This window comes from Kitasatospora sp. NPDC059088, from assembly GCF_042738155.1.
In the GTDB taxonomy this organism is placed as follows: domain Bacteria; phylum Actinomycetota; class Actinomycetes; order Streptomycetales; family Streptomycetaceae; genus Kitasatospora.
Map to the genome: position 1 here is coordinate 1 of NZ_JBHYGR010000152.1, position 21,695 is coordinate 21,695.

At 74.9% G+C, this 21,695-nt stretch carries 16 protein-coding genes and 1 tRNA gene; 2 read left to right on the plus strand and 15 right to left on the minus strand.

Features of this window, described 5'->3' with window-relative positions; all coding sequences use genetic code 11:
* Positions 1-52: 52 nt before the first annotated feature.
* A tRNA-Thr gene (locus tag ACFWXO_RS39175) sits at positions 53-126 on the minus strand.
* A 196-nt stretch (positions 127-322) separates the two neighbouring features.
* Between ACFWXO_RS39175 and leuE the strand changes: the two genes are divergently transcribed.
* The gene (gene leuE / locus ACFWXO_RS39180) at positions 323-979 is read left to right on the plus strand and encodes a leucine efflux protein LeuE (protein WP_375887555.1); all 657 of its coding nucleotides are present in this window, start codon (positions 323-325) and stop codon (positions 977-979) included.
* Between the two features lie 49 nt (positions 980-1,028).
* Here the strand turns inward: leuE and ACFWXO_RS39185 are convergent, their stop codons facing one another.
* From ACFWXO_RS39185 to bldG, 11 genes are all read right to left on the minus strand, one after another.
* Positions 1,029-2,744 (minus strand): alpha/beta hydrolase, encoded by a 1,716-nt coding sequence (locus ACFWXO_RS39185; protein WP_380530434.1) that lies wholly within the window; start codon positions 2,742-2,744, stop codon positions 1,029-1,031.
* 132 nt (positions 2,745-2,876) lie between these two features.
* Positions 2,877-4,073 carry a hypothetical protein gene (locus ACFWXO_RS39190; RefSeq protein ID WP_380530437.1) on the minus strand — a complete coding sequence of 399 codons (1,197 nt, stop codon included), beginning with the start codon at positions 4,071-4,073 and terminating at the stop codon, positions 2,877-2,879.
* Between the two features lie 350 nt (positions 4,074-4,423).
* Positions 4,424-5,635 carry a DNA polymerase III subunit delta' gene (locus ACFWXO_RS39195; RefSeq protein ID WP_375887698.1) on the minus strand — a complete coding sequence of 404 codons (1,212 nt, stop codon included), beginning with the start codon at positions 5,633-5,635 and terminating at the stop codon, positions 4,424-4,426.
* Between the two features lie 307 nt (positions 5,636-5,942).
* Positions 5,943-9,311 carry a dTMP kinase gene (gene tmk / locus ACFWXO_RS39200; protein ID WP_380530440.1) on the minus strand — a complete coding sequence of 1,123 codons (3,369 nt, stop codon included), beginning with the start codon at positions 9,309-9,311 and terminating at the stop codon, positions 5,943-5,945.
* A gap of 233 nt (positions 9,312-9,544) precedes the next feature.
* Positions 9,545-12,412 carry a type I DNA topoisomerase gene (topA, locus tag ACFWXO_RS39205; protein WP_375887564.1) on the minus strand — a complete coding sequence of 956 codons (2,868 nt, stop codon included), beginning with the start codon at positions 12,410-12,412 and terminating at the stop codon, positions 9,545-9,547.
* Between the two features lie 427 nt (positions 12,413-12,839).
* Positions 12,840-13,316 carry a DUF3592 domain-containing protein gene (locus ACFWXO_RS39210; protein ID WP_375887567.1) on the minus strand — a complete coding sequence of 159 codons (477 nt, stop codon included), beginning with the start codon at positions 13,314-13,316 and terminating at the stop codon, positions 12,840-12,842.
* 231 nt (positions 13,317-13,547) lie between these two features.
* Positions 13,548-15,080 carry a methyltransferase gene (locus tag ACFWXO_RS39215; protein ID WP_380530444.1) on the minus strand — a complete coding sequence of 511 codons (1,533 nt, stop codon included), beginning with the start codon at positions 15,078-15,080 and terminating at the stop codon, positions 13,548-13,550.
* Between the two features lie 176 nt (positions 15,081-15,256).
* Positions 15,257-16,033, minus strand: coding sequence for a hypothetical protein (locus ACFWXO_RS39220; protein WP_380530446.1), 777 nt, complete (start codon positions 16,031-16,033; stop codon positions 15,257-15,259).
* 165 nt (positions 16,034-16,198) lie between these two features.
* Positions 16,199-16,567 (minus strand): cyclophilin-like fold protein, encoded by a 369-nt coding sequence (locus ACFWXO_RS39225; RefSeq protein ID WP_375887574.1) that lies wholly within the window; start codon positions 16,565-16,567, stop codon positions 16,199-16,201.
* Positions 16,568-16,729: 162 nt separating this feature from the next.
* The gene (locus tag ACFWXO_RS39230; RefSeq protein WP_375887576.1) at positions 16,730-17,149 is read right to left on the minus strand and encodes an ATP-binding protein; all 420 of its coding nucleotides are present in this window, start codon (positions 17,147-17,149) and stop codon (positions 16,730-16,732) included.
* A 156-nt stretch (positions 17,150-17,305) separates the two neighbouring features.
* On the minus strand, positions 17,306-17,647 hold the full coding sequence (gene bldG / locus ACFWXO_RS39235) for an anti-sigma factor antagonist BldG (RefSeq protein WP_188305076.1): 342 nt from the start codon (positions 17,645-17,647) through the stop codon (positions 17,306-17,308).
* 230 nt (positions 17,648-17,877) lie between these two features.
* On the opposite strand from bldG, the gene ACFWXO_RS39240 reads away from it, so the two are divergent.
* Positions 17,878-20,301 carry a DEAD/DEAH box helicase gene (locus ACFWXO_RS39240; protein WP_380530451.1) on the plus strand — a complete coding sequence of 808 codons (2,424 nt, stop codon included), beginning with the start codon at positions 17,878-17,880 and terminating at the stop codon, positions 20,299-20,301.
* Here ACFWXO_RS39240 and ACFWXO_RS39245 read toward each other — a convergent pair.
* The 3 genes from ACFWXO_RS39245 to ACFWXO_RS39255 form a co-directional block, all read right to left on the minus strand.
* The gene (locus ACFWXO_RS39245; protein ID WP_380530453.1) at positions 20,296-20,778 is read right to left on the minus strand and encodes an Rv3654c family TadE-like protein; all 483 of its coding nucleotides are present in this window, start codon (positions 20,776-20,778) and stop codon (positions 20,296-20,298) included. The two genes, ACFWXO_RS39240 and ACFWXO_RS39245, sit on opposite strands and share 6 nt — an antisense overlap.
* A gap of 191 nt (positions 20,779-20,969) precedes the next feature.
* Complete coding sequence (locus tag ACFWXO_RS39250; protein WP_380530456.1) at positions 20,970-21,347, minus strand: TadE family type IV pilus minor pilin; 378 nt, start codon at positions 21,345-21,347, stop codon at positions 20,970-20,972.
* 127 nt (positions 21,348-21,474) lie between these two features.
* Positions 21,475-21,609 carry a DUF4244 domain-containing protein gene (locus ACFWXO_RS39255; RefSeq protein WP_380530459.1) on the minus strand — a complete coding sequence of 45 codons (135 nt, stop codon included), beginning with the start codon at positions 21,607-21,609 and terminating at the stop codon, positions 21,475-21,477.
* Positions 21,610-21,695 lie beyond the last annotated feature (86 nt).

The window sequence follows — 21,695 nt, forward strand, 5'->3', positions numbered from 1 at the left end:
AGTAAAGGCAAAAGCCCCAGGTCACGGCGAGTGAGTCCTGGGGCTTCTACAGAGCCGCCTGCGGGATTCGAACCCGCGACCTACGCATTACGAGTGCGTTGCTCTGGCCAACTGAGCTAAGGCGGCACCGCTGCCACGTGTGGTGGCAACGCGGGTCAGTCTACACAGGTTCGCAGGTGATCCGTAGCCGGGGCGGTGGGGCCGGGGTGGGGCCGGGGTGGGGGTGCGGCGAGGGGTGGACGGTTTTCGCTTCGGTCGATCGCCGGTACGACGTTACGATGAGCGCCCCCTGCCAGCCCCCCTCCCCACTCCCGGAGCCACCGTGTTCGGTGTCAACGACCTGGCGACGTACGTCCTCGGCGCCCTCGTCATCATTCTGCTGCCCGGCCCCAACTCGCTGTACGTGCTGTCGGTCGCCGCCCGCAAGGGCGTCCGGACCGGGTACCGGGCCGCGGCGGGGGTGTTCGTCGGCGACCTCACGTTGATCAGCCTGACCTCGTTGGGGGCGGCCTCGCTGTTGAAGGCCAATCCGGCGGTGTTCGCGGTGGTGAAGTTCGGCGGTGCCGCGTACCTGCTGTGGATCGGCTTCGGGATGCTGCGGGCGGCCCGCCAGCTGTGGCGCGAGCACCGGGCCGAGGCCGATCCGGCGGGCGGTGCGGAGGCGGTGGAGGAGGCGGGTGAGCGGCCGTTCCGGCGGGCGCTGGTGATCAGCCTGCTGAACCCGAAGGCGATCCTGTTCCTGCTGTCGTTCTTCACCCAGTTCGTCGACCCGTCCTACGGGCAGCCGGTGCTCTCCTTCGCGCTGCTGGGCGGGATCCTGCAGACCTTCAGCATGCTGTACCTCTCGCTGCTGATATTCGCGGGCACCACGCTCGCGACGGCCTTCCGTCGCCGCCGGCGCCTGTCCGCGACCCTGACCAGCGGTGTCGCCGTCCTGTTCGCGGGCTTCGCCGCGAAGCTGGCGGTCTCCTCCGCCTGAGCGGAGGCCCGGCCGGCGGCTCCCCGGGGCCACCCGGGGCCACCCGGGGCTACCGGTCGCAGCGCTTGCCCTGGTCCGGCGCCTCCCCGGTGAGCAGGAAGCGGTTGACCGCGCCGTCGACGCAGCTGCTGCGCCGCCCGTACGCGGTGTGGCCGTCGCCGTCGTAGGTGAGCAGGCGGCCGGATTCCAGCTGTCCGGCGAGGGAGCGGGCCCACGCGTAGGGGGTGGCCGGGTCGCGGGTGGTGCCGATGACGACGATCGGGGCGGCGCCGGCGGCCCGGATGGTGTGGGCCGCGCCGGTGGCCCGGACGGGCCAGTAGGCGCAGGTCAGGGCCATCCAGGCCATGTCGCGGCCGAAGTGCGGCGAGGCGCGTTCGAAGTCCGGCACCGCCCGCTGGACGTCCTCGGGCGAGCGGAACGGCGCGGGCAGGTCGAGGCAGTTGACCGCCGTGTTGGCGAACATCAGGTTGGGGTAGGAGCCGTCCGCCTCGCGCCCGTAGTAGGCGTCGGAGAGCTTGAGCAGCCCGGTGCCGTCGCCGGCCCTGGCGTCGGTGAGCGCGGTGCGCAGCTTGGGCCAGAGGAACTCGGCGTACATGGCCTGGACGACGCCGGTGGTGGCCTGGGCCTCGGTGAGCCGGCGCCCGTTGTCGGTGCTGGGCAGCGGGTGGGCGTGGACGGTCGCGAGCAGGGCGGTGAGCTGGTCGCCGACCTGCTGTCCGGTGCGGCCGAGCGGGCAGTCCTCGCGCTTGGCGCAGTCCTCGGCGAAGGCGGTCCAGGCGGTCTCGAAGCCGCCGGCCTGGGTGCGGTTGCCGGTGACGGAGTCGAGCGCCGGGTCCATGGCGCCGTCCAGCACCACCCGCCCGACCCGGGTCGGGAACAGGCCCGCGTAGGTGGCGCCGAGGAAGGTGCCGTACGACTTTCCGACGAAGTTGAGCCGCTCGTCGCCGAGCAGGGCGCGCAGCACGTCCATGTCGCGGGCGGACTCGACGGTGCTGAGGTGGCCGAGCGCGGTCCCGGCCTGCCTGCGGCAGCCCTCGGCGAACTCCTTGTCGACGGCGACCAGCGCGTCGACCGCCCCCTGGTCGCCGGGAGCCAGATCGGCGGCGGTGAAGGCGTCCATCCGCTCGCCGTTCAGGCAGCTGACCGGGTTGCTGCGGCCGACCCCCCGCGGGTCGAGGCCGACCAGGTCGTACCGGGCGCGCACCGTGCGGTCGTACGTCCCGGCGACGGCCTCCAGGTACTCGACCGCCGAGCCGCCGGGGCCGCCCGGGTTGAGCAGCAGCGAGCCCGCCCGGGGGGTGTCGCCGACGGCGCCGGCGCCGCCGGGGTCGTCGGGCAGGGCGGCGGCGCGGGCGGCCGCGAGGGTGAGCTCACCGTCACCGGGGTGGTCGTAGTCCATCGGGACCCGGAAGGTGGCGCACTCGAAACCGCCGTCGCACGACTGCCAGGCCGGGTGCTGGGCGTAGTACGGCGCGAGCGCGGCGGGGACGGCGGCGGGCAGCGGCTCCAAGGGGGTGGCTCCGACGCCGGCACCGTCACCGTCACCACCACCGGGCCGCGCACCCGCACCCGCGTCCGAGCCCGCGCCCGTACCCGCGTCCGCCCCCGCAGCCGTCGAGTCGGAGGAGGCCTGTCCGGGCACACCGGAGGCGCCGGACCCACCCGCCGGCCCCGAGGAACCCCGGCCGCACCCGCCCGCCGAGGCCGCCAGCAGCCCGACCGCGAGCACCACCGCAACCGCCCGCAACCGCGCGGAGCCCCTCATCCGTCTCCTCCCAACCCACCAGTCCGAGAAACGCACGGGAACGAAGGAACACCGCTGCCCGGTACCCACCCCGGGCACCGGGCAGCGTAACGCCGGCTCGGCCGGCGCTCACGACGCCTCCACCAGCGTCGCTCAGGAAGCCTTGGCCAGCGCCTCGGCCAGGAACTGTGCCGCCTGACGGACCAGTCGCAGCCGCTCCCGGTCCGCCGAGTAGTCCTGCACGTTGTCCGAGATCCGCACCTCGGCCTTGGCCGCCGGGCCCGGAGCGGCCTTGAGCGAGGCCTGCAGCTTGCGGGCCGCGTCGAGCCCGGCGGCGTCGCCCTTGGCGGCGGCGAGCAGCAGCTTGGCCGAGCTGCCCGCCGGGGCCTCGGCGCCGGTCTGGGTGAGCGCGGCGGTGTCGTAGCGGCCGGAGACGGCGGCGGCGGCGCCGTACAGGTCCGGGCGGGAGAGCCCGGCCGCGGCGGCGCACGGCGCGCCGCCGTCGACCCCGAGGGTGCCCCAGGAGGCCGGGCCGGGCTGGAGGGTGCGGAAGGAGGCGGCGATGGTGGTGCGCAGGGCCGCGTCGTCGGCGACGGCGGCCGGGGCGGCGGCGACCAGTTCGCAGGGGTGCGCGGTGCCGTTCGGCGCCTCGGGGGCGACCAGGATGAACGGACGGGCGCGGCCGGCTTGCAGGGCGGCGCCGACGCCCTCGAAGACGTCCGGGACCTCGGCGTCGGCGGTCTTGCCCGGGGTGGCGGCGTGCATCACGACGACCGGGAAGCGCGCGTTGGGCTCCTTGGCGTACTGCGCGGGCAGCCAGACCCGGACGTTGCGCGGCTTCCCGTCGGGGCCGAGCACGGCGGACTGCAGCAGTTCGCCGCCGCCCGGGTGCCCCACGCTGTCGAAGCGGCTGACCACGGCGGGGGCGGCCGCCGACGCCGAGGCACCCGCCGCACCCGCCCCCGACGCACCTGCCGCACCTGCCGCACCTGCGGCCGGCTCGGTGGCGACGGGCGGCGCCGCCTGCTGCCGGCCCGCCGTCCCCGGCGCGGAGCCCGACCAGGCCCCGGCCGCGGCCGCGTCGACAGCCGATTCGGTCCGGTCCGTCGAGGACGGGCCGTGCCCGAGACCACCGAACGCCCCGAGCGCGGTGAGCAGCGTCAACGCGGTGACGCACACCCCGCAGACCATCGCCCCTCCCGCCCGGACCAGCATCGGCCACCGGTCGCCCGCCAGTTCGTAGGTCGCGGCGGACTGCAGGTCGCGCCAGCGCTGGAGCGCACCACGCGCCAGCCAGAGTCCGCCGATGGCGGCAGCCAGCAGGGGAATGACGAGGAGCGGACGAACCACGGAACGCACCACCTCGGGACGAGGGCCGGCGCCGGACCGGACCCGGTGCCGTGCGGGGGGCGACCGCTCCGGCGGCGGGCCCTCCCGACGGGGAGGACCGGGGTACGGCCGGGGCACAGTCGGCCCCCAGCGTGCACAACGGGCACGCCGTCACACGCGGGTGTGCCCGGCGAGTATCGCCCGTTCACTCGAAGGTGGGACGCCGGACCGACCCCCGGCACCTCCGGGCGGCGTACGGCCCCTGCCCCACCGCCGTCCGCACGGCCGCAGAGCCACACCAGCTGACGACCTGACGAGCCGACAACCCGACAGCCGCTCAACCGCCCAACCGCCCCCGACCGGGACGCCCCTCAGCCCGCCCGCAGCGCCATCGTCATCGCCTCGACCGCGAGCAGCGGGTCCACGTTGCGGTCCAGCGCCACCCGGCAGGCGAGCACCGCCTCGATCCGGCGCAGGGTGTTCTCGGCCGTCCCGTCCCGGGCGACCCGGTCGAGCGCCTGCCGCTGGTCCTCGTTGGCGAGCACACCGGTGGAGCCGAGCTGGATCGCCAGCACGTCCCGGTAGAACCCGAGCAGGTCGAGCAGCGCGACCCCGAGCGTCTCCCGGCGGGTGCGGGTGGCCCGGCTCTTCTGCCGCTTCTCCAGCTCCTTGACGGCCCCGGCCATGCCGCGCGGCGCCTTGCTGCCCTCGGCGGCGCCGTAGGCGGCCTTGAGGTCGTCGGTCTCCTTGGTGTCCTGGGTCTCGGCGAGGGCCTCGGCGTCCGCCTTGGCGGTGTCGACCAGGCGCTGGGCGGCGGTCAGGCAGCCGCCGATGTCGGCGACCTCCAGCGGGATCCGCAGCACCTCGGCCCGGCGGGTGCGGGCCTGCTCGTCCACGGCGAGGCGGCGGGTGCGTTCGATGTCGCCCTGGCCGGCGAGCGCGGCGAGCCTGGCGGTCTCCGGGTCGACGCCGTCACGGCCGACCAGCATGTCGGCGACCGCCTCGGCGGCGGGCGTGCGCAGCACCAGCAGGCGGCAGCGCGAGCGGATGGTCGGCAGCACGTCCTGGACGGAGGGGGCGCACAGCAGCCAGACGGTGCGCGGGGAGGGCTCCTCCACGCCCTTGAGCAGCGCGTTGGCGGCGGCCTCGGTGAGCCGGTGGGCGGCGTCCACCAGGATCACCGACCAGCGGCCGCCGGTCGGGTAGCTGGAGGCGCGCAGGACCAGGTCGCGCATGTCGCCGACGCCGATAGACAGGCCGTCCGTCCGCACGTACTTGACGTCGGCGTGGCTGCCGGCCAGCACGGTGTGGCAGCCGTCGCAGAACCCGCAGCCGGGCGTGCCGCCCAGCGCGAGGTCGGGGCTGGTGCACTGGAGGGCGGCGGCGAAGGCGCGCGCGGCGGTGACCTGCCCGGCGCCGGGCGGGCCGGTGAACAGCCAGGCGTGCGTCATCAGGGAGGCGTTCCCGCCCTGGTCGGCGGCGGCGCCGCGACCGGCCTCGACCGTCGCCCCGGCCGCCCGGGCCGCGGCGGTCAGCTGTTCGACCACCCGATCCTGGCCCACCAGGTCGTCCCAGACGGCCACTGCTGCTCCCAAGCTCCGTACGGCAGCGCGCCAGGCGCCGATTCCCCGCCGTCGAGCATACGTCTCCGCTCCGACAGCCACTGCTCCGTCCGAGGCGCACCGGGCCGCGAACGACGGCCGAACCGCCGCCGCCCCGCCCCGCACCCCCGCCGAGCCCACGGCCGAACTCACAGCCGAACTCACGGCCGAACCCACGGCCGACAGCCGCGCGCCCCGGGTACGACGACGGGCGGTGCCACCCCGGGGCTCCCCCGGTGCGACACCGCCCGTCCTCCAACCGGCCGTCGGACCTCCCGGCCAGCGCTGCTCAGCTGCGTCGGCCCCAGCGGCGGCTCTTGCCCTTGTCCTTGCCCTTGCCGCCGTCCTCGCCGCGGTCGTCCCCGCCACCGCGGCCGGGGTCGGCCCGGTCTCCGCCGTGCTCCCAGTGCGCCCACTCGTCCCGCGAGCCGAGCAGCGTGTCGGTGAGGCTCGGCAGGTCGTCCATCGGCGTCTCCTCGGCCCAGTCCGGCCTCGGCCGCTCGGCGGTGGACTGCGACTCGCCGGACTGTGACTCGCCGGCCTGCGGAACCACCGGCAGCTCACGGGTACTGTCCACCGGCTCGCCGGGACGCCCCGGACCGACCCGCGGCAGCACCGCCGTCTCGTCCACGGCGGGAACCCTCGGCAGCACGGCCGTCTCGTCCACCGCAGGCACCTTCGGCAGCACCGCGGTCTCGTCGACGGCCGGCACCTTCGGCAGCCGGGTGGTCGCCTCAACAGCCTCAGCCGCCCTCGCGGCCTTAGCGGCCTCAACAGCCTCAGCCGCCCGGACGGCCGCCTGCCGGTCCTGCGGCGTCAGCTCCCGCGTCGCCTCGTCGCCGAGGCCGCCCGCCGCGTCCCGAGAAGTGTCCCGAGGCGCGTCCCGAGGCTCGTCCCGAGGCGTGTCCCGAACCGCCCGGAGCTCCGCCGTCGCCGCCGCACCGGCCCGGTCCGCAGCCGTCTGCGCCGCAGCAGCCGCAGCCGCGAGCGCGGCGGCCTGCGCCAGCCGGGCCTCCTCGGCCCGCTGCAGCGCCTCCTCCGCCCGGCGCCGCTGCTCCTCGCGCGCCAGCTCCCGCTGCCGCTGGAGCTCGGCCTGGGCGGCCGCCTCGTCGGCGATCCGCTTCCGTTCGGCGGCCTCCGCCGCCAGCCGGACCTCTTCCTCCGCCCGACGGCGAGCCTCTTCCTCGGCCCGGCGACGGGCTTCCTGCTCGGCCCGGCGGCGGGCCTCCTCCTCGGCCTTGCGCCGCGCCTCGGCGGCGACCCGCTCGGCCTCCTCCTTGGCGAGCCGCTCCTGCTCGGCCTGCTCGGCCCGCAGCTGCGCCAGCACCTCCTGGCGCTTGCGCTCGGCGGCCTCCTCCTCGGCCTTCCTGCGGGCCTCCTCGGCGGCGCGCCGCTCGGCCTCCTCCTTGGCCAGCCGCTCCTGCTCGGCGCGGGCGGCCTTCTCCTGCTCGGAGAGCGGCAGCTCGCGGTCGAGCCGGTGGCGGATGGCGGTGGTGACGAAGCCGGGGGCCTGGCTGCCGTCCACCACCAGGTAGCGCGCCGGGTCGGCGGCCGCGAGGGCGAGGAAGCCGGCCCGGACCCGCTGGTGGAACTCGGTGGGCTCGGACTCCAGCCGGTCGAGCGCCTCGGTGAAGCGCTGCCGGGCCCGGGTCGGGTCGACGTCCAGCACCACGGTGAGGTCGGGCAGCAGTCCGCCGGTCGCCCAGCGGGAGATCCGGGCGACCTCGGTGGCGGCCAGGTCGCGCCCGGCGCCCTGGTAGGCGATGGAGGAGTCCATGTACCGGTCGGTGATCACCACGGCGCCGCGGGCGAGGGCCGGCCGGATGACGTTCTCGACGTGCTCCGCGCGGTCGGCCGCGTAGATCAGCGCCTCGGCGCGGTGCGACAGGCCGGTGTTGCCGACGTCCAGGACGAGGCCGCGCAGCCGCTGGCCGACCGGGCTGCCGCCGGGCTCCCGGGTGAGCACGACCTCGTGCCCCTTGCCGCGGATCCACTCGGCGAGTGCCTGGGCCTGGGTGGACTTGCCGGCGCCGTCGCCGCCCTCCAGGGCGATGAAGAAGCCGGTGCCGGCGCCCCGGTGCGGCACCGGGCCGCTGCCGCCGCGGACGGCGTCGACCAGGTCCCGGCCGAACGGCACGGTGCCGCGCCGGTCGTCGGTGCGCAGCAGCACGACGGCGGCGAGGACGAGGGTGAGCAGCCCCGCGGTGGCGACGGCGAGGGCGCCGCCGCCGTGGATGAAGGTGAACGAGCCGGGCTCGACGGTGCCGTACTCGACGTCCCCGTACCCGGCGGCGATCAGTGGGACGACGACCAGCACGGCGGCGACCACGGCCCGCAGCACCGCGTACAGGTGCTCGGTGACCTTGGACAGCCGGGCCTCCTCGACCTCCTGGGCGAGCAGGCCCCGCCCGGCGGAGACGACGATCCCGGCGGCCAGTCCGGCCAGCACGGTGAGCAGCAGGACCAGCACGAAGTCCAGCACCAGCCCGGCCAGGATCAGCGCGACGCCCTCGGCGAGCAGCGCCAGCGCGAGCAGCCGGCGGCGGGAGAGCGAGGGCAGGGTGGCGCGGGTGAGCCGGGCGCCCAGCGCCGGGGCACTGGCCGCGGCGAGCACGACCAGGCCGTAGCCGATCGGTCCGGCCCGGTGCTCGGCGGCGGTGAGCAGCGCCAGGGCGGCGACGCCCGCCATCGAGGCGTAGCCGGCCGCGACGGCGAAGGTGAAGTACGGGGCGCTGCCGGTGCGGCCCTTGCCCAGGGCGGGGCCGGGGGTCGCGTCGGTCGGGGCGCGCAGGCCGGTCAGCGGCGAGTGCGGGGCGACGGCCACGGGGCCGCCGGGCAGCTGCTGGAGGTGGCCGCGGACGGCCGCGGCGGTGAACAGGCCGGCCGCGCCGAGCGCCGCGAAGGTCAGCTGGTGGGCGCGCAGCCAGTCCGAGCCGAGCGCCGCACCGACGTTGTTGACCAGGGTGAACGCGACCAGGCCGAGGGCGCCGAGCGGCACGGTGACCCAGCCGGTGAACCGGTCGATGCTCCGGACGGTGTCCAGGTTGGCGGCGGCCGGCCGCCGCTCGGCGGCCGGGGCGTACGGGTTGGCCGGCGGCAGCAGGCCGGGGACGGCGACGGCCCTGGCGATCCCCCGGACCCGCTCGGCCGCACCGGTGAGGAACACGGTGGCGAGCAGCACGTAGCCGGCCCCGCCGGAGGGCCGGGGGCCGGAGCCCAGCCAGACCGTCCACCAGGGCGCGAGCCCGATCAGCAGGGCGCTCAGCGCGTCGGCGCCGACCAGCGTCCAGCGCCGGTCGAGCTTGCCGGCGACCAGCTGGTGCACCGGCTCCAGCAGCGCCACGCCGACCAGCCCGGTGGCCGCCACCCGGGCGGCGAGGACGGCCGCCACGGCGAAGGCGAGGCTGCGCGGCAGGTCGCCGAACTGCCCGCCCTGGGCGACGGCGATCACGGTGAGCGCGAGCAGCACCAGCAGCCCGAGCCGGTCGGCGGTGCCGCCGATCAGCTGGGTGGTCCACAGGCGCCGGTAGGGCCTGGTCCGCAGCAGCGCCCGGGCCCGGTCCACCGGGGTGCCGGCGGGCGCGACCTCGGGCAGGTCGGGCCCGGTGGCTCCGGCGGCCGGGGCGGCGCTGGGGGTGGGCTGCTCCTCGCTCGTCATACGGTCAGCGTAGCGGGCTGGGCTTTGCCGGATTGAGACGAAGGGGGTTCCGGTTCGCCCTCATCACCGGCCTGTGACGATCCCTGCACAGAGCTCGGGCCCGTCCCCGCACAGAGCTCGGGCCCGTCCCCGCACAGAGCTCGGGCCCGCGCCCCCTGGTGGGGGACGCGGGCCCGGTGCCGCCGTCGAGCTGCCGCCCGACGGATCAGCCCCGACGGATCAGCCCCGTCGGATCAGCCCTCGTCGGTGGTGGCGGTGGTCTTGGCGGCCGCGGTCTTCTTCGCGGCCGTCTTCTTCGCCGCCGCCGTCTTGGTGGTGGTCGTCTTCTTCGCCGCCGTCTTCTTGGCGGCGGTCTTGGTCGCCGTCGCCTTGGCGGTGGTCGTCTTCTTGGCCGCGGCCTTCTTCGCCGGGGCCTTCTTCGCCACCTTCTTCACCGGCCCGCGCGCCCGCTTCTCGGCGAGCAGCTCGTAGCCGCGCTCCGGCGTGATGGTCTCGACCTCGTCGTCCTTGCGCAGCGTGGCGTTGGTCTCGCCGTCGGTCACGTACGGGCCGAAGCGGCCGTCCTTGACCACCACCGGGCGCTCGGAGACCGGGTCGGTGCCCAGCTCCTTGAGCGGCGGGGCGGCCGCGGCGCGACCGCGCTGCTTGGGCTGGGCGTAGATCGCCAGCGCCTCGTCGAGGGTGATGGTGAAGAGCTGGTCCTCGCTGGTGAGCGAGCGCGAGTCGGTGCCGCGCTTGAGGTACGGGCCGTAGCGGCCGTTCTGCGCGGTGATCTCGGCGCCCTCGGCGTCGGTGCCGACCACGCGCGGCAGCGAGAGCAGCCGCAGCGCGTCCTCCAGGGTGACGGTGTCCAGCGCCATCGTCTTGAACAGCGAGGCGGTCCGCGGCTTGACGGCGTTCTTGCCGGTCTTGGGCGTGCCCTCGGGCAGGATCTCGGTCACGTACGGGCCGTAGCGGCCGTCCTTGGCGACCAGCATGTTGCCGCTGACCGGGTCCGGGCCGAGCTCGAAGTCGCCGCTGGGCTTGGCCAGCAGCTCCTCGGCCAGCTCGACGGTCAGCTCGTCCGGCGGCAGCTCGTCCGGGATGTCGGCGCGCTGGCCGGGCTCGCCCTCGACGGCGGAGGCGCGCTCGACGTACGGGCCGTAGCGGCCGACCCGCAGGGTGATGTCGTCGCTGATCCGGAACGAGCTGATCTCCCGGGCGTCGATCGCGCCGAGGTCGGTGACCAGTTCCTTCAGGCCGCCCAGGTGGTCGCCGTCGCCGTTGCCGGCCTCGGCGGCACCGCCGGCCGCGCCCTCGCCCTCACCGAAGTAGAAGCGCTTGAGCCACGGCACGGACTTCGCCTCACCGGCGGCGATCCGGTCGAGGTCGTCCTCCATCCTCGCGGTGAAGTCGTAGTCGACCAGCCGGCCGAAGTGCTTCTCCAGCAGGTTGACCACGGCGAAGGAGAGGAAGGACGGGACGAGCGCCGTGCCCTTCTTGAACACGTACCGGCGCTGGATGATCGTGTCGATGATCGACGCGTAGGTGGAGGGGCGGCCGATCTCGCGGTCCTCCAGCTCCTTGACCAGCGAGGCCTCGGTGTAGCGGGCCGGCGGCTTGGTGGCGTGGCCCTCCGGGGTGATCCGCTCGGCGGCCAGCGGGTCGCCCTGGGCGACCTGCGGCAGCCGGCGCTCGCGGTCGTCGAGCTCGGCGTTCGGGTCGTCGGCGCCCTCGACGTAGGCCTTGAGGAAGCCGTGGAAGGTGATGATCTTGCCGGAGGCGGAGAACTCGACGTCCCGCCCGTCGGCGGAGGCGCCACCGACCCGGACGGTGACGGACTGGCCGACCGCGTCCTTCATCTGGGAGGCGACGGTGCGCATCCAGATCAGCTCGTACAGCCGGAAGTCGTCGCCGCTCAGACCGGTCTCGGCGGGGGTGCGGAAGCGGTCGCCGGAGGGGCGGACGGCCTCGTGCGCCTCCTGGGCGTTCTTGACCTTGCTGGCGTAGGTGCGCGGGGCGTCCGGCAGGTAGTCGGCGCCGTACAGCTGGGTGACCTGCGCGCGGGCGGCGGTGACGGCCGTCTCCGACAGCGTGGTCGAGTCGGTACGCATGTAGGTGATGAAGCCGTTCTCGTACAGCTTCTGGGCCACCTGCATGGTCCGCTTGGCACCGAAGCCCAGCTTGCGGCTGGCCTCCTGCTGGAGCGTGGTGGTGCGGAACGGCGCGTACGGCGAGCGGCGGTACGGCTTGGACTCGACGCTGCGGACGCTGAACGCGGTCTGCTCCAGGGCGGCAGCCAGCTGACGCGCGGCCTGCTCGTCCAGGTGCAGGGTGTTGGTGCTGCCGGCCTTGAGCCGGCCGTCCGAACCGAAGTCGCGGCCGCTGGCGATCCGCTTGCCGTCGACCGAGGCCAGCCGGGCGCCGAAGGTCTCCGGGTTGGCGGCGTCGGCCGGGGTGCGGCCGGTGCCGAAGGTGCCGACCAGGTCCCAGTACGAGGCGGTGTGGAAGGCCATCCGCTCACGCTCGCGCTCGACCACCAGACGGGTCGCCACGGACTGCACCCGGCCCGCCGACAGCTTCGGCATGACCTTCTTCCACAGCACCGGCGAGACCTCGAAGCCGTAGAGGCGGTCGAGGATGCGGCGGGTCTCCTGGGCGTCGACCAGGCGCTGGTTCAGCTCGCGCGGGTTGGCCACGGCCTCCTGGATCGCCGTCTTGGTGATCTCGTGGAACACCATCCGGTGCACCGGCACCTTGGGCTTGAGGACCTGCTGGAGGTGCCACGCGATGGCCTCGCCCTCGCGGTCCTCATCGGTGGCCAGGAAGAGTTCGTCGGACTCCGCCAGGAGCGACTTCAACTTGCTGACCTGGGACTTCTTGTCCGCGTTGACCACGTAGATCGGAGCGAAGTCGTGATCGACGTCCACTCCGAGGCGGCGCACCTCGCCGGTGTACTTGTCCGGCACCTCGGCCGCGGTGCTGGGCAGGTCGCGGATGTGCCCGACGCTCGCCTCGACGATGTAGCCGGGGCCCAGGTAGCCCTTGATCGTCTTCGCCTTGGCCGGCGACTCGACAATGACGAGTCGCTGTCCGTGCGCGGTCTCGCTGCTCGGGGACACCTTCGCTCTTCTCTCCCGGTCCTTATGTGGCTGGTCGGCGCTGGCAGCACGGGCTGCGCTCCGCCCGACCCCTCCACCGTCCCGGGGTCGCCACTGCACGACACCCCACCAGCGGAGTGTGACCGTACCCCGGCCACCCTTGTCAAACGGACGGATCCCGCTGTTTCGCTTGCCGCGCTCACCGACGCCACTCGAACGGTAACCCGATGACGGAGGTTCGCGCCCCGTGGAGGGGGGCTTCGGCAGGTTCCGGAGGATGGAATGACGGATTTCAAGATCTGTCAACGGAAAATCGGCGCGCATGCGGTATGGCGCTCTCCGGATCGCGCCGGACCCGGCTGCCGGACGACAGCCGACGGACCGCCGGATCCGGCCGACGGACCCTGACACCGGGTCCGGCCGACCGACCGAGGGGCTGCTCGCCCCCTCAGCGGCCGATCGCCGCCAGCAGCCCGGCTCCCGCCCCCAGGCACGCCACCCCCAGGGCGCACCAGAGCAGGTCGACGACCGCCGCCCGGCCGATCTCCCCGGCCGCCAGCACCGCCCGGCGGGGGCGGTCCGGGTCGTAGCAGATCCGCACCGGGGCTCCGGGCGCGAACCGCTCCGGACGGCGCAGCGGGGTGTGCCCGCGCGGCCGGGTGAGCACGAGTTCCGCGATCCGGCCGGAACCGGAGCCGGAGCCCGGCCCGGCCCCGCCGACCGTCGGCGGCACGGAGAAGGAGAGCAGCGGCGCGCTGTCCAGCTGGCCGTGCACGTCCCTCTCGGCGACGACCGTCGCCACCACCGGAACCCCCGAGCGGCGCACCCGGTGGCGAAGGCGCACTTCGGCGGCGCACCAGAGCAGCAGCGCGCCACCGAAGAGGGCGAGCACCAGCCCGCCGACGGTCGCCGTCGTCGTGTCCACCCCTGGCCCCCGGCTCCCCAACTCTGTCCACAGCCTGTGGACAGAGCCTCACAGCACCCGACCAACGGCGGGCAGCCGGACGGGGACCACCGGACGAACCAGGGGGTACGGGAGGGTGAACCGGAAGGTGCCGGGGCGGCGTTCTACCGAACGGGGCCGAAGTACGGCACGGCACGGCACGGCACCACGCCACACGGCACGGCCCCGCACGGCACCGCACCGCACCGGACCTCACCGCACCGGGTCGATGAACCCCTGCTCGGTCAGCAGCCGGAGCGACTCCGGCACCCGGTCCCGCAGCACCACCCGGTCCTCGCCCAGCAGGTGCGCGATGGCGTCCACGATCTCGCCCGCCGAGAGCGTGCCGTCGCACACCCCGACGAACCCGGCGCCGACCGTGTCCACCTTGGTGGCCCGCCGCATGCCCCGGTTGTGTCGCAGCACCACGTGCTCCGGGTCCTCCGCCCCCGGCGCACCGACCTGCTCCTGGACCACCTCGTCGGCCAGCACGTAGCGGGCCGCGAGCAGGCCCGCGTCGTCGTGCGAGCGCAGGAAGTCCTGCCGGTCGAACCACGCGTCGATGTGCGGACCGAGTGGCTGCTCCACCGGGTGCGGCCACTCCTCCACCCGCACGGTCGGACGCTCGGCGCCGCCCGCCCGCAGGGTGATCCAGCCCATCCCGATGCCCTCGACCCGGCCCGCCTCGAAGGCGTCCAGCCACTCGCCGTACCGGGCCTGGTAGTCGCCGCCCGGGCCGCGGTGGTCACCGCCGTCGCGCAGCCACAACTCGGCGTACTGGGCCACGTCCTGGACCTCGCGCTGGACCACCCAGGCGTCCAGTCCGGTGCCCGCCACCCAGCCGGCCAGCCGCTCCTGCCAGTCCTCGCCCCTGACGTGCTGCCAGTTGGCGAGCAACTGGCAGTAGCCACCCGCCTCCAGGTGCTCGGCGGCCGACCGCACCAGGCTGCGGCACAGGTCGTCCCCGGCCATGCCGCCGTCACGGTAGGTGAACCGGCCGCCGGGCGAGATCACGAACGGCGGGTTGGAGACGATCAGGTCGAACTTCCGCTCCCCGACCGGCTCGAAGAGACTGCCGGTGAACACCTCGGTGTCGTCGAACCCGGACAGCGCCAGGGTCAGTTCGGTGAACCGCAGGGCACGCGGGTTGAGGTCGGTGGCGGTGACGCTCCCGGCGTGCCGGGCCGCGTGCAGCGCCTGTACGCCAGAGCCCGAACCGAGGTCCAGCGCCGCCCGGACGGGACGGCGCACGGTGATGTTGGCCAGCGTGGTGGACGCCCCGCCGACCCCCAGCACCAGGTCCTTGCGGGCCACCCCGTGCGCGGTCTCACCGGAGCCGATCCCGCCCGCGCCACCGACCGCGCACCCCAGGTCGGACACCACCCAGGCGTCCGAACTGGGCATCCCGGAAACCTCGTTGGCGTACGGCCGGACGTCCACGGTGGCGCGCACCAGGTCCCCGTCCGGGCGCAGCCAGCCGTCCGCCAGGCAGTCCTCCACCGGCAGCGCGGCGGCGGCCGCCCGGTACGGCACCGGCTGCTGCAGCAGGAAGAGCCGCACCAGGGTCTCCAGCGGGCTGCCGCCCCGCGTCGCGCGCAGCGCCGGGACGGCCTCACTGCGGGCCAACGCCGCGTAGCCGGTGGGCCCCAGGAGGTCCAGGCACCCATCGGCGGTGAACGAGGCGGCCAGCAGCGCCTCGCGCAGCTTGGCCAGGCGGGTCGGGTCGAGAACGGGGCTACTGATCACCCCGCCATTGTCCCCCGCCTCACCCCGCCCCTGCCCCACCGGCCCGCCGACCCCACCGGGAGCGCAGGCCCGGCCCCACGCCCCCGCCGACGGCCGGAGCGCCCCACCGGGCGCACCGGGACGTCGGGACGTCGGGCAGGGCCTCCGGAAGCCGGGACGCCGGACGGGACCTCGGCTCAGCTCGCGCTGGGTGCCGGCGCCGCCGGGGCCGAGGACGAAGCCGGGGCCGCCGGGGTGGTGGCGCCCGCCGAGGGGGCGGCCGCCGGGCTCGCGCTGTCCGTCCCGCCCGGCGCGGGGCTGCCGCTGGGGGCACCCGCCGAGGAGGTGGCACCGGCGCTCGGGCTGCCGCCCGCACCGGGGGTGGCCGTGGAGCCACCGGCACTGCCGCTCGCCCCGGCACCCGGGGTGGCCTGGGAGGGCTTGCACCCCTCCTGCTTGGCCATCGCCCTGCCGAGGTCGCCGCTGCCCAGCTTGCTCTGCGCCTGGGTGGACAGCGAGGACAGCCGACGCAACTGGTCGCCGACGCTGTTCAGCCCGTCCGCGAACTTCGCCTGGTCGTCGATGGCCAGGGCGTCCAGCTTCTTCTGGACGTCCAGGTAGCCGTCGGCCGCCTTCTTCAACTCGTCGACGGTGTCCTTCTGCAGCGCGGCACCGTTGTCCACCTTGGGCGCACCGGCCGCGTCGATCGCGGCCGCGATGTCCTGGTTGGTCTTGCCCAGTCGCCCGATGTCCGCCGACAGCCGCTTCCGCAGGTCGGTCGGGGACTCACCGGTCTTCACCTGGGCGGTGTCGGCGAGCGCGACCTGCGCCTGGGCGATCGGGTCCTTGGCCGCGCCGCAGACGTTCGACGCCCAGGAGTCCAGCTGCTTGCTGTTGTCGTCGCCGCCGCAGCCGACGGCGCCGAACGCGAGCAGCACGCCGAGGGCGGGTACGGCCAGCAGTCGCTTGTTCACCGGGAGGAGCCTTTCGGTTTCGGTCGTCTTCGGTCGTCGAACCTACACGGCCGTCACCGCCCGTCCGGTTCCCGGCTGCCCGGCTCCCGCCCCTCCCGGCCCCGAACTCCCGCCCCACGCACGGTGCCCGGCCCCCGCCCGACGCCCACGACTCCTCCCCGACGCTCAGGCCCGCTCGACCCGGATCGGATCACCCGGCCGCACGGTGCTCAGCACCCGGGCATCGCCGTCCAGCAGGCCGAGGACGTTGCAGGGACCGGCCAGTCGGCACTCGCCGTCGTGCGAGATCGGGGTCGGTCCGTACGGCAGCGCGAGGCTGTCGCCGTCGGTCCAGTACGCGACCGTGCCCGGCTCGACCACCTGCCGGGCACCGTCCTCGCGCGGCACGCTCACGGGCGTGCCGAAGTAGACCTCCTCGCCCCAGGTGGAGGCCGTGGAACTGATCGGCAGCTCGGCCCAGAGCGCTTCGGTGGTGGGGGTGGCCGCCAGCGTGGCGGTGGCCTGCCCGGCCGGCCACAGGATGCGGATCCGCATGTGCTTCCTCTTCCGCGACGAGGTCCGGTCGATGACCGGACCCGGTCGTGCCGGAAGCAGCGAACCGCCGGGCCGCACACCTTGTCAACGGGCGTCCGGAACGTGGGCGTCCGGAGTACGAGCGTCCGGAACGTGGGCGCCCGCAGGCACAGCCGGGTGACGTCAGACCGCGACGGAGGGCACCGAAACCGGCCAGCTCATCCGGATCACGCCGCCGTCGGCGCCGTTGGTGACCTCCAGGTCCTCGACCAGGCCGGTGATCACGGCGAGTCCCAGGGTGTCCTCGTCCGGGTCGCCGCCCTCGGCGGCACCGGCGGCCGGGACCGCGGCGGGGCCCGCCTCGTCCTCGACCTCGATGAGGAAACGCTTCTCCTGGTCGGTCAAAGCGACCCGCACCGTGCCGCCGATCCCACCACGCTGGTGCAGACCGACCGCACGGGAGCACGCCTCACCGACCGCGAGCCGTACCTCGTCGAGCACCGACTCGTCGACCCCGGCCCGTCTGGCGACGGCCGCGGCGACCAGCCTGGCCGTCCGCACGTGCTCGGGAAGCGCGCTGAATCGAAGTTCGACGGTTGCCATCTCTCCCCCTCGGGGTACTCCGACCGGGGCCGACAGCGCGGCCCCGCGGACCGGCTGGACCGGCCCTGAGACGCCCGGGGAACGGGGGCCGCACAGGCCCCCGCGCCCCGAACGCGTGGAACGGGCGGGCCGACCGCGGGGGCCGGCCCGGACGCGTCAGTCGGTCGCGGCGACCGCGTCGTCCACCGAAGTGTGGATCGGGAAGACCTTCGTCAGACCGGTGATCCGGAAGATCTTGAGAATGCGCTCCTGGTTGCACACCAGGCGCAGCGAGCCCTCGTGGGCACGCACCCGCTTCAGACCGCCCACGAGCACGCCGAGGCCGGTCGAGTCGAGGAAGTCGACGCCCTCCATGTCGACGACGAGGTGGTACTTGCCGTCGTTGACGAGCTCGACCAGCTGCTCCCGCAGCTTCGGGGCGGTGTACACATCGATCTCGCCGCCAACCTCGACGACCGTACGATCGCCGACTGCACGGGTCGACAGGGACAGGTCCACGGAACCTCCAGCACCTTGCCTTGCTACGTCATGTGCGATCCTCGGCCGGACGGCCGCCACCGCATGGTCGCGAGCCCGGGCGCGCCAAGCCAACAAGCCAACGCGTGGCGAGCCTCAGCGCTGCGACCCACGGCCATACGGCCGTCACGGCCACATTCAACCACCTGCGACCATGACCGCACGATGGCTTACGACGATTCTCCGTCACGCCGGTGACACACTGGGTCCTCATGCCGCCCCGACACAGCCTGCCCGAGGCACTGCTCACGACCCTGTCCACCAGTCGGGGGCGGGCCGACCGGCTCACCCATACGGAGCACCTTCCCGCCCGGCCTGCGCGTTATTCACCGTGGCCCGACTCGATCCGACCGGAGATCGTCGTCGCCGCGGCGGACGTCGGGGTGGAACAGCCCTGGGCGCACCAGGCAGAAGCGATGAACCTGGCCAAAAGCGGCCAGACTGTGGTGATCGCCACAGGCACCGCCTCGGGCAAGTCGCTGGGCTACCTGGCACCGGTCCTCAGCGACCTGCTGGAGGGCACCGAGGCCCGCAACGGCCGCGGCGCCACCGCGCTCTACCTGGCCCCGACCAAGGCGCTCGCCGCCGACCAGCGCCGCCGCGCCGCCGAACTCGCCCCGCCCCGGGTCCGGGCCGCCCTGTACGACGGCGACACGCCCCCCGAGGAGCGCGAGTGGGTCCGCCAGTACGCCTCCTACGTGCTCACCAACCCGGACATGCTGCACCGGGGCATCCTCCCCGCGCACGCCCGCTGGGCCTCCTTCCTCAAGGTGCTGCGCTACGTGGTCGTCGACGAGTGCCACAGCTACCGGGGCGTGTTCGGCTCGCACGTCGCCCAGGTGCTGCGGCGGCTGCGCCGCCTCTGCGCCCGTTACGGTTCGTCACCCACCTTCCTGCTCGCCTCCGCCACCACCGCCGACCCGGCCGTCACCGCCCGGCGACTGACCGGTCTGCCCGCGGCGGCCGTCACCGAGGACGCCTCGCCGCGCGGTCCGATGGTCTTCGGCCTCTGGGAGCCGCCGCTGACCGAGAACGTCGGGGAGCACGGCGCCCCGGTGCGCCGCACCGCCACCGCCGAGGCCGCGTACCTGCTGACCGACCTGGTCGAACGGCAGACCCGGACGGTCGTGTTCGTCCGCTCCCGGCGCGCCGCCGAACTCGTCGCCCTGCAGACCCAGGACCAACTCGGCCGACCGCTCGCCGAGCGGGTGGCCGCCTACCGCGGCGGCTACCTCGCCGACGAACGCCGGGCCCTGGAGCGCGACCTCCACTCCGGCCGACTGCTCGGACTCGCCTCCACCTCCGCCCTCGAACTCGGCGTCGACATCTCCGGCCTCGACGCCGTCCTGATGGCCGGTTACCCCGGCACCCGGGCCTCGCTCTGGCAGCAGGCCGGCCGGGCGGGCCGGGAGGCCCAGGGCGCGCTGGCCATCCTGATCGCCCGCGACGACCCGCTGGACACCTACCTGGTGCACCACCCGGAGGCGCTGTTCGCGACACCCGTCGAGGCCACCGTGCTCGACCCCGACAACCCGCACGTACTCGCCCCGCACCTGTGCGCGGCCGCCGCCGAACTCCCGCTCACCGACGCCGACCTGGAGCTGTTCGGGCCCTCCACCGCACCGCTGCTGCCGGTGCTGGAACGGCGCGGCCTGCTGCGCCGACGCACCGACGGCTCCTGGTACTGGACCCGCCGGGAGCGCGCCGCCGACGCCGTCGACCTGCGGGGCAGCGGCGGCAGCCCGGTGCAGATCGTCGAGGCCGACACCGGCCGGCTGCTCGGCACCGTGGACGCCGCGGCCGCCCACACCACCGTCCACACCGGGGCCGTCCACCTCCACCAGGGCCGTACCTACCTGGTCCGGGAGCTCGACCTGGAGGACTCGGTCGCCCTGGTCGAACCGGCTGACCCGCCGTACACCACGGCCGCCCGTGACATCACCTCCATCTCCGTCCTCGACACCGACACCACCGTCCACTGGGGCGAGGGCCGACTCAGCTTCGGCTCGGTGGAGGTGGTCAACCAGGTGGTCGGCTACCTCCGGAAGCGGATCTCCACCGGGGAGATCATGGGTGAGAGCAAGCTCGACCTCCCGCCCCGCACCCTGCGCACCCGCGCCGTCTGGTGGTCCGTCACCGAGGACCAACTGCTCGACGCGGACCTGCCGCTCGACCGGCTGCCCGGCGCCGCCCATGCCGCCGAGCACGCCTCGATCGGGCTGCTGCCGCTGTTCGCCACCTGCGACCGGTGGGACATCGGCGGCGTCTCCGTCCCGCTGCACCCCGACACCGGGCTGCCCACGGTGTTCGTCTACGACGGCCACCCGGGCGGCGCCGGCTTCGCCGAACGCGGCTTCCAGCGCGCCGTCGAGTGGCTCACCGCCACCCGCGCGGCGATCGCCTCCTGCGAGTGCGAGCGCGGCTGCCCGTCCTGCGTCCAGTCGCCCAAGTGCGGCAACGGGAACGACCCGCTGGACAAGACGGCCGCCGTCCGGCTGCTGGACGTCCTGCTGGCCGGAGCCCCCGGGGCGGCCGGAGCGGCGGCCCCCGCCGCAGGCCCGGCGGTAGGGCCAGCGGTAGGGCCCGCGATGGGCCCCGCAGCGGACCCGGACGGCGGAGCACCGGCCGCTTCATGAGGCCACCGCCCCGCCCGGGGCCGTGGGCGCACCGGGGGCCGGCAACGGGCCGGGGGCCGTGGGCGCGGCGCTCGGGGTCCCGCCCGAGGTACCGGGGCCGCTGGGGCCGCCAGGACCTCCAGGGCCGCCCAGCGCCTCGCCGAGGCCGTCCTCGGCCGCGGTGGCCGGGGCCCGCACCGGCCCGGCCCGCGACCTCGCCCGCGCCGGACCGACCGGCAGCCGCCGCGGAAGCCCACCGACCGGCACCTCGGCCACCACCTCGACGGCGTCCGCGGAGCGGTCCACCGCGCAGGACACCAGCGCGGCCCCCTGCGCCGCCGCGATCCCGACGGCCCTGGCGCAGCCGCCGTCCGGGTCCAGCAGCAGCCGGTCCGCGGCCGCGAGGGCCGCCAGGTCGGCTGCCGACTCGGCCCGGTGCCGGGCGGCCACCACCGTGCCGACCGCGACCGTCGCCGCGAAGACCGTCGTGCCCAGCATCGCCAGGGCGAGCAGCCAGACCGTCGCCGAGCCCGTGTCCGCCCCGTACCCGCCCCTGCCCGGTGCCGCCGCCCGAGCGCTACGGACCCGCCCGAACCGCCCCAACCGCGCCGGCCACTCCACCGCCCACCGACGGCCAACCGGACGGCAGTCGGCCGACCTGGCAGTCCTCCGGGCCACCTGTCGAGCCGTCAGGCGGGCCATCCACCTCCACCTCCTCCCTCCACGGTCCCTTCCGCTCCTTCCGTTCCTTCCGCGGTGCCGCCCAGCACGTCCTCCCGGGCGGCCACCGCCATCGCACCGACCCGGACGGCGAGCAGCCCGGCCAACCTCCCCGGCGCCGCGCACGGGGCGTCCACGTCGACCCGTACCGTGTCCGCCGCGACCGCCACCCGGACCCGCGCTCCCGGCGGAGCCGCCGCACGGGCGAGTCCGGCGGCGTCCGACTCGCCCCGGGCGGCCGCCCTGGCGCCGATCCTGGCCGCGTCCACGCAGGTGATCTGCGCCGCGGCCGCGAGCACGCCCCAGATCAGCATCGCCGCGAGCAGGACGAGCGCGGGCAGCAGCACCGCCGTCTCCGCCGTGACGAAGCCGGCGTCCCCGCGCCGCCCCCGCCACGACCCCTGCCACGGCCCCTGCCACGGCCTCCGTACGGCCCGTACAGGCCGGTTCGACCGGCCGGGTCGCGGTCGGGCGCTACGTCGCACGGAGCGCCCGTTCCAGCGTCTCGGTCAGCGCCCCGGTGATGGCCGCGCTGGTGACCACCTTGTACAGCCCGGCCGCGAGGGCGCACGCACCCAGCGTGCCGACGGCGTACTCAGCCGTAATCACTGCTTAGTTGACGTGTCTCTTTACTGTGAGCCACAGAGTACTGGGACGGTCAAACTCTCTTGCACTCTTGCATGTCTCATAACTAG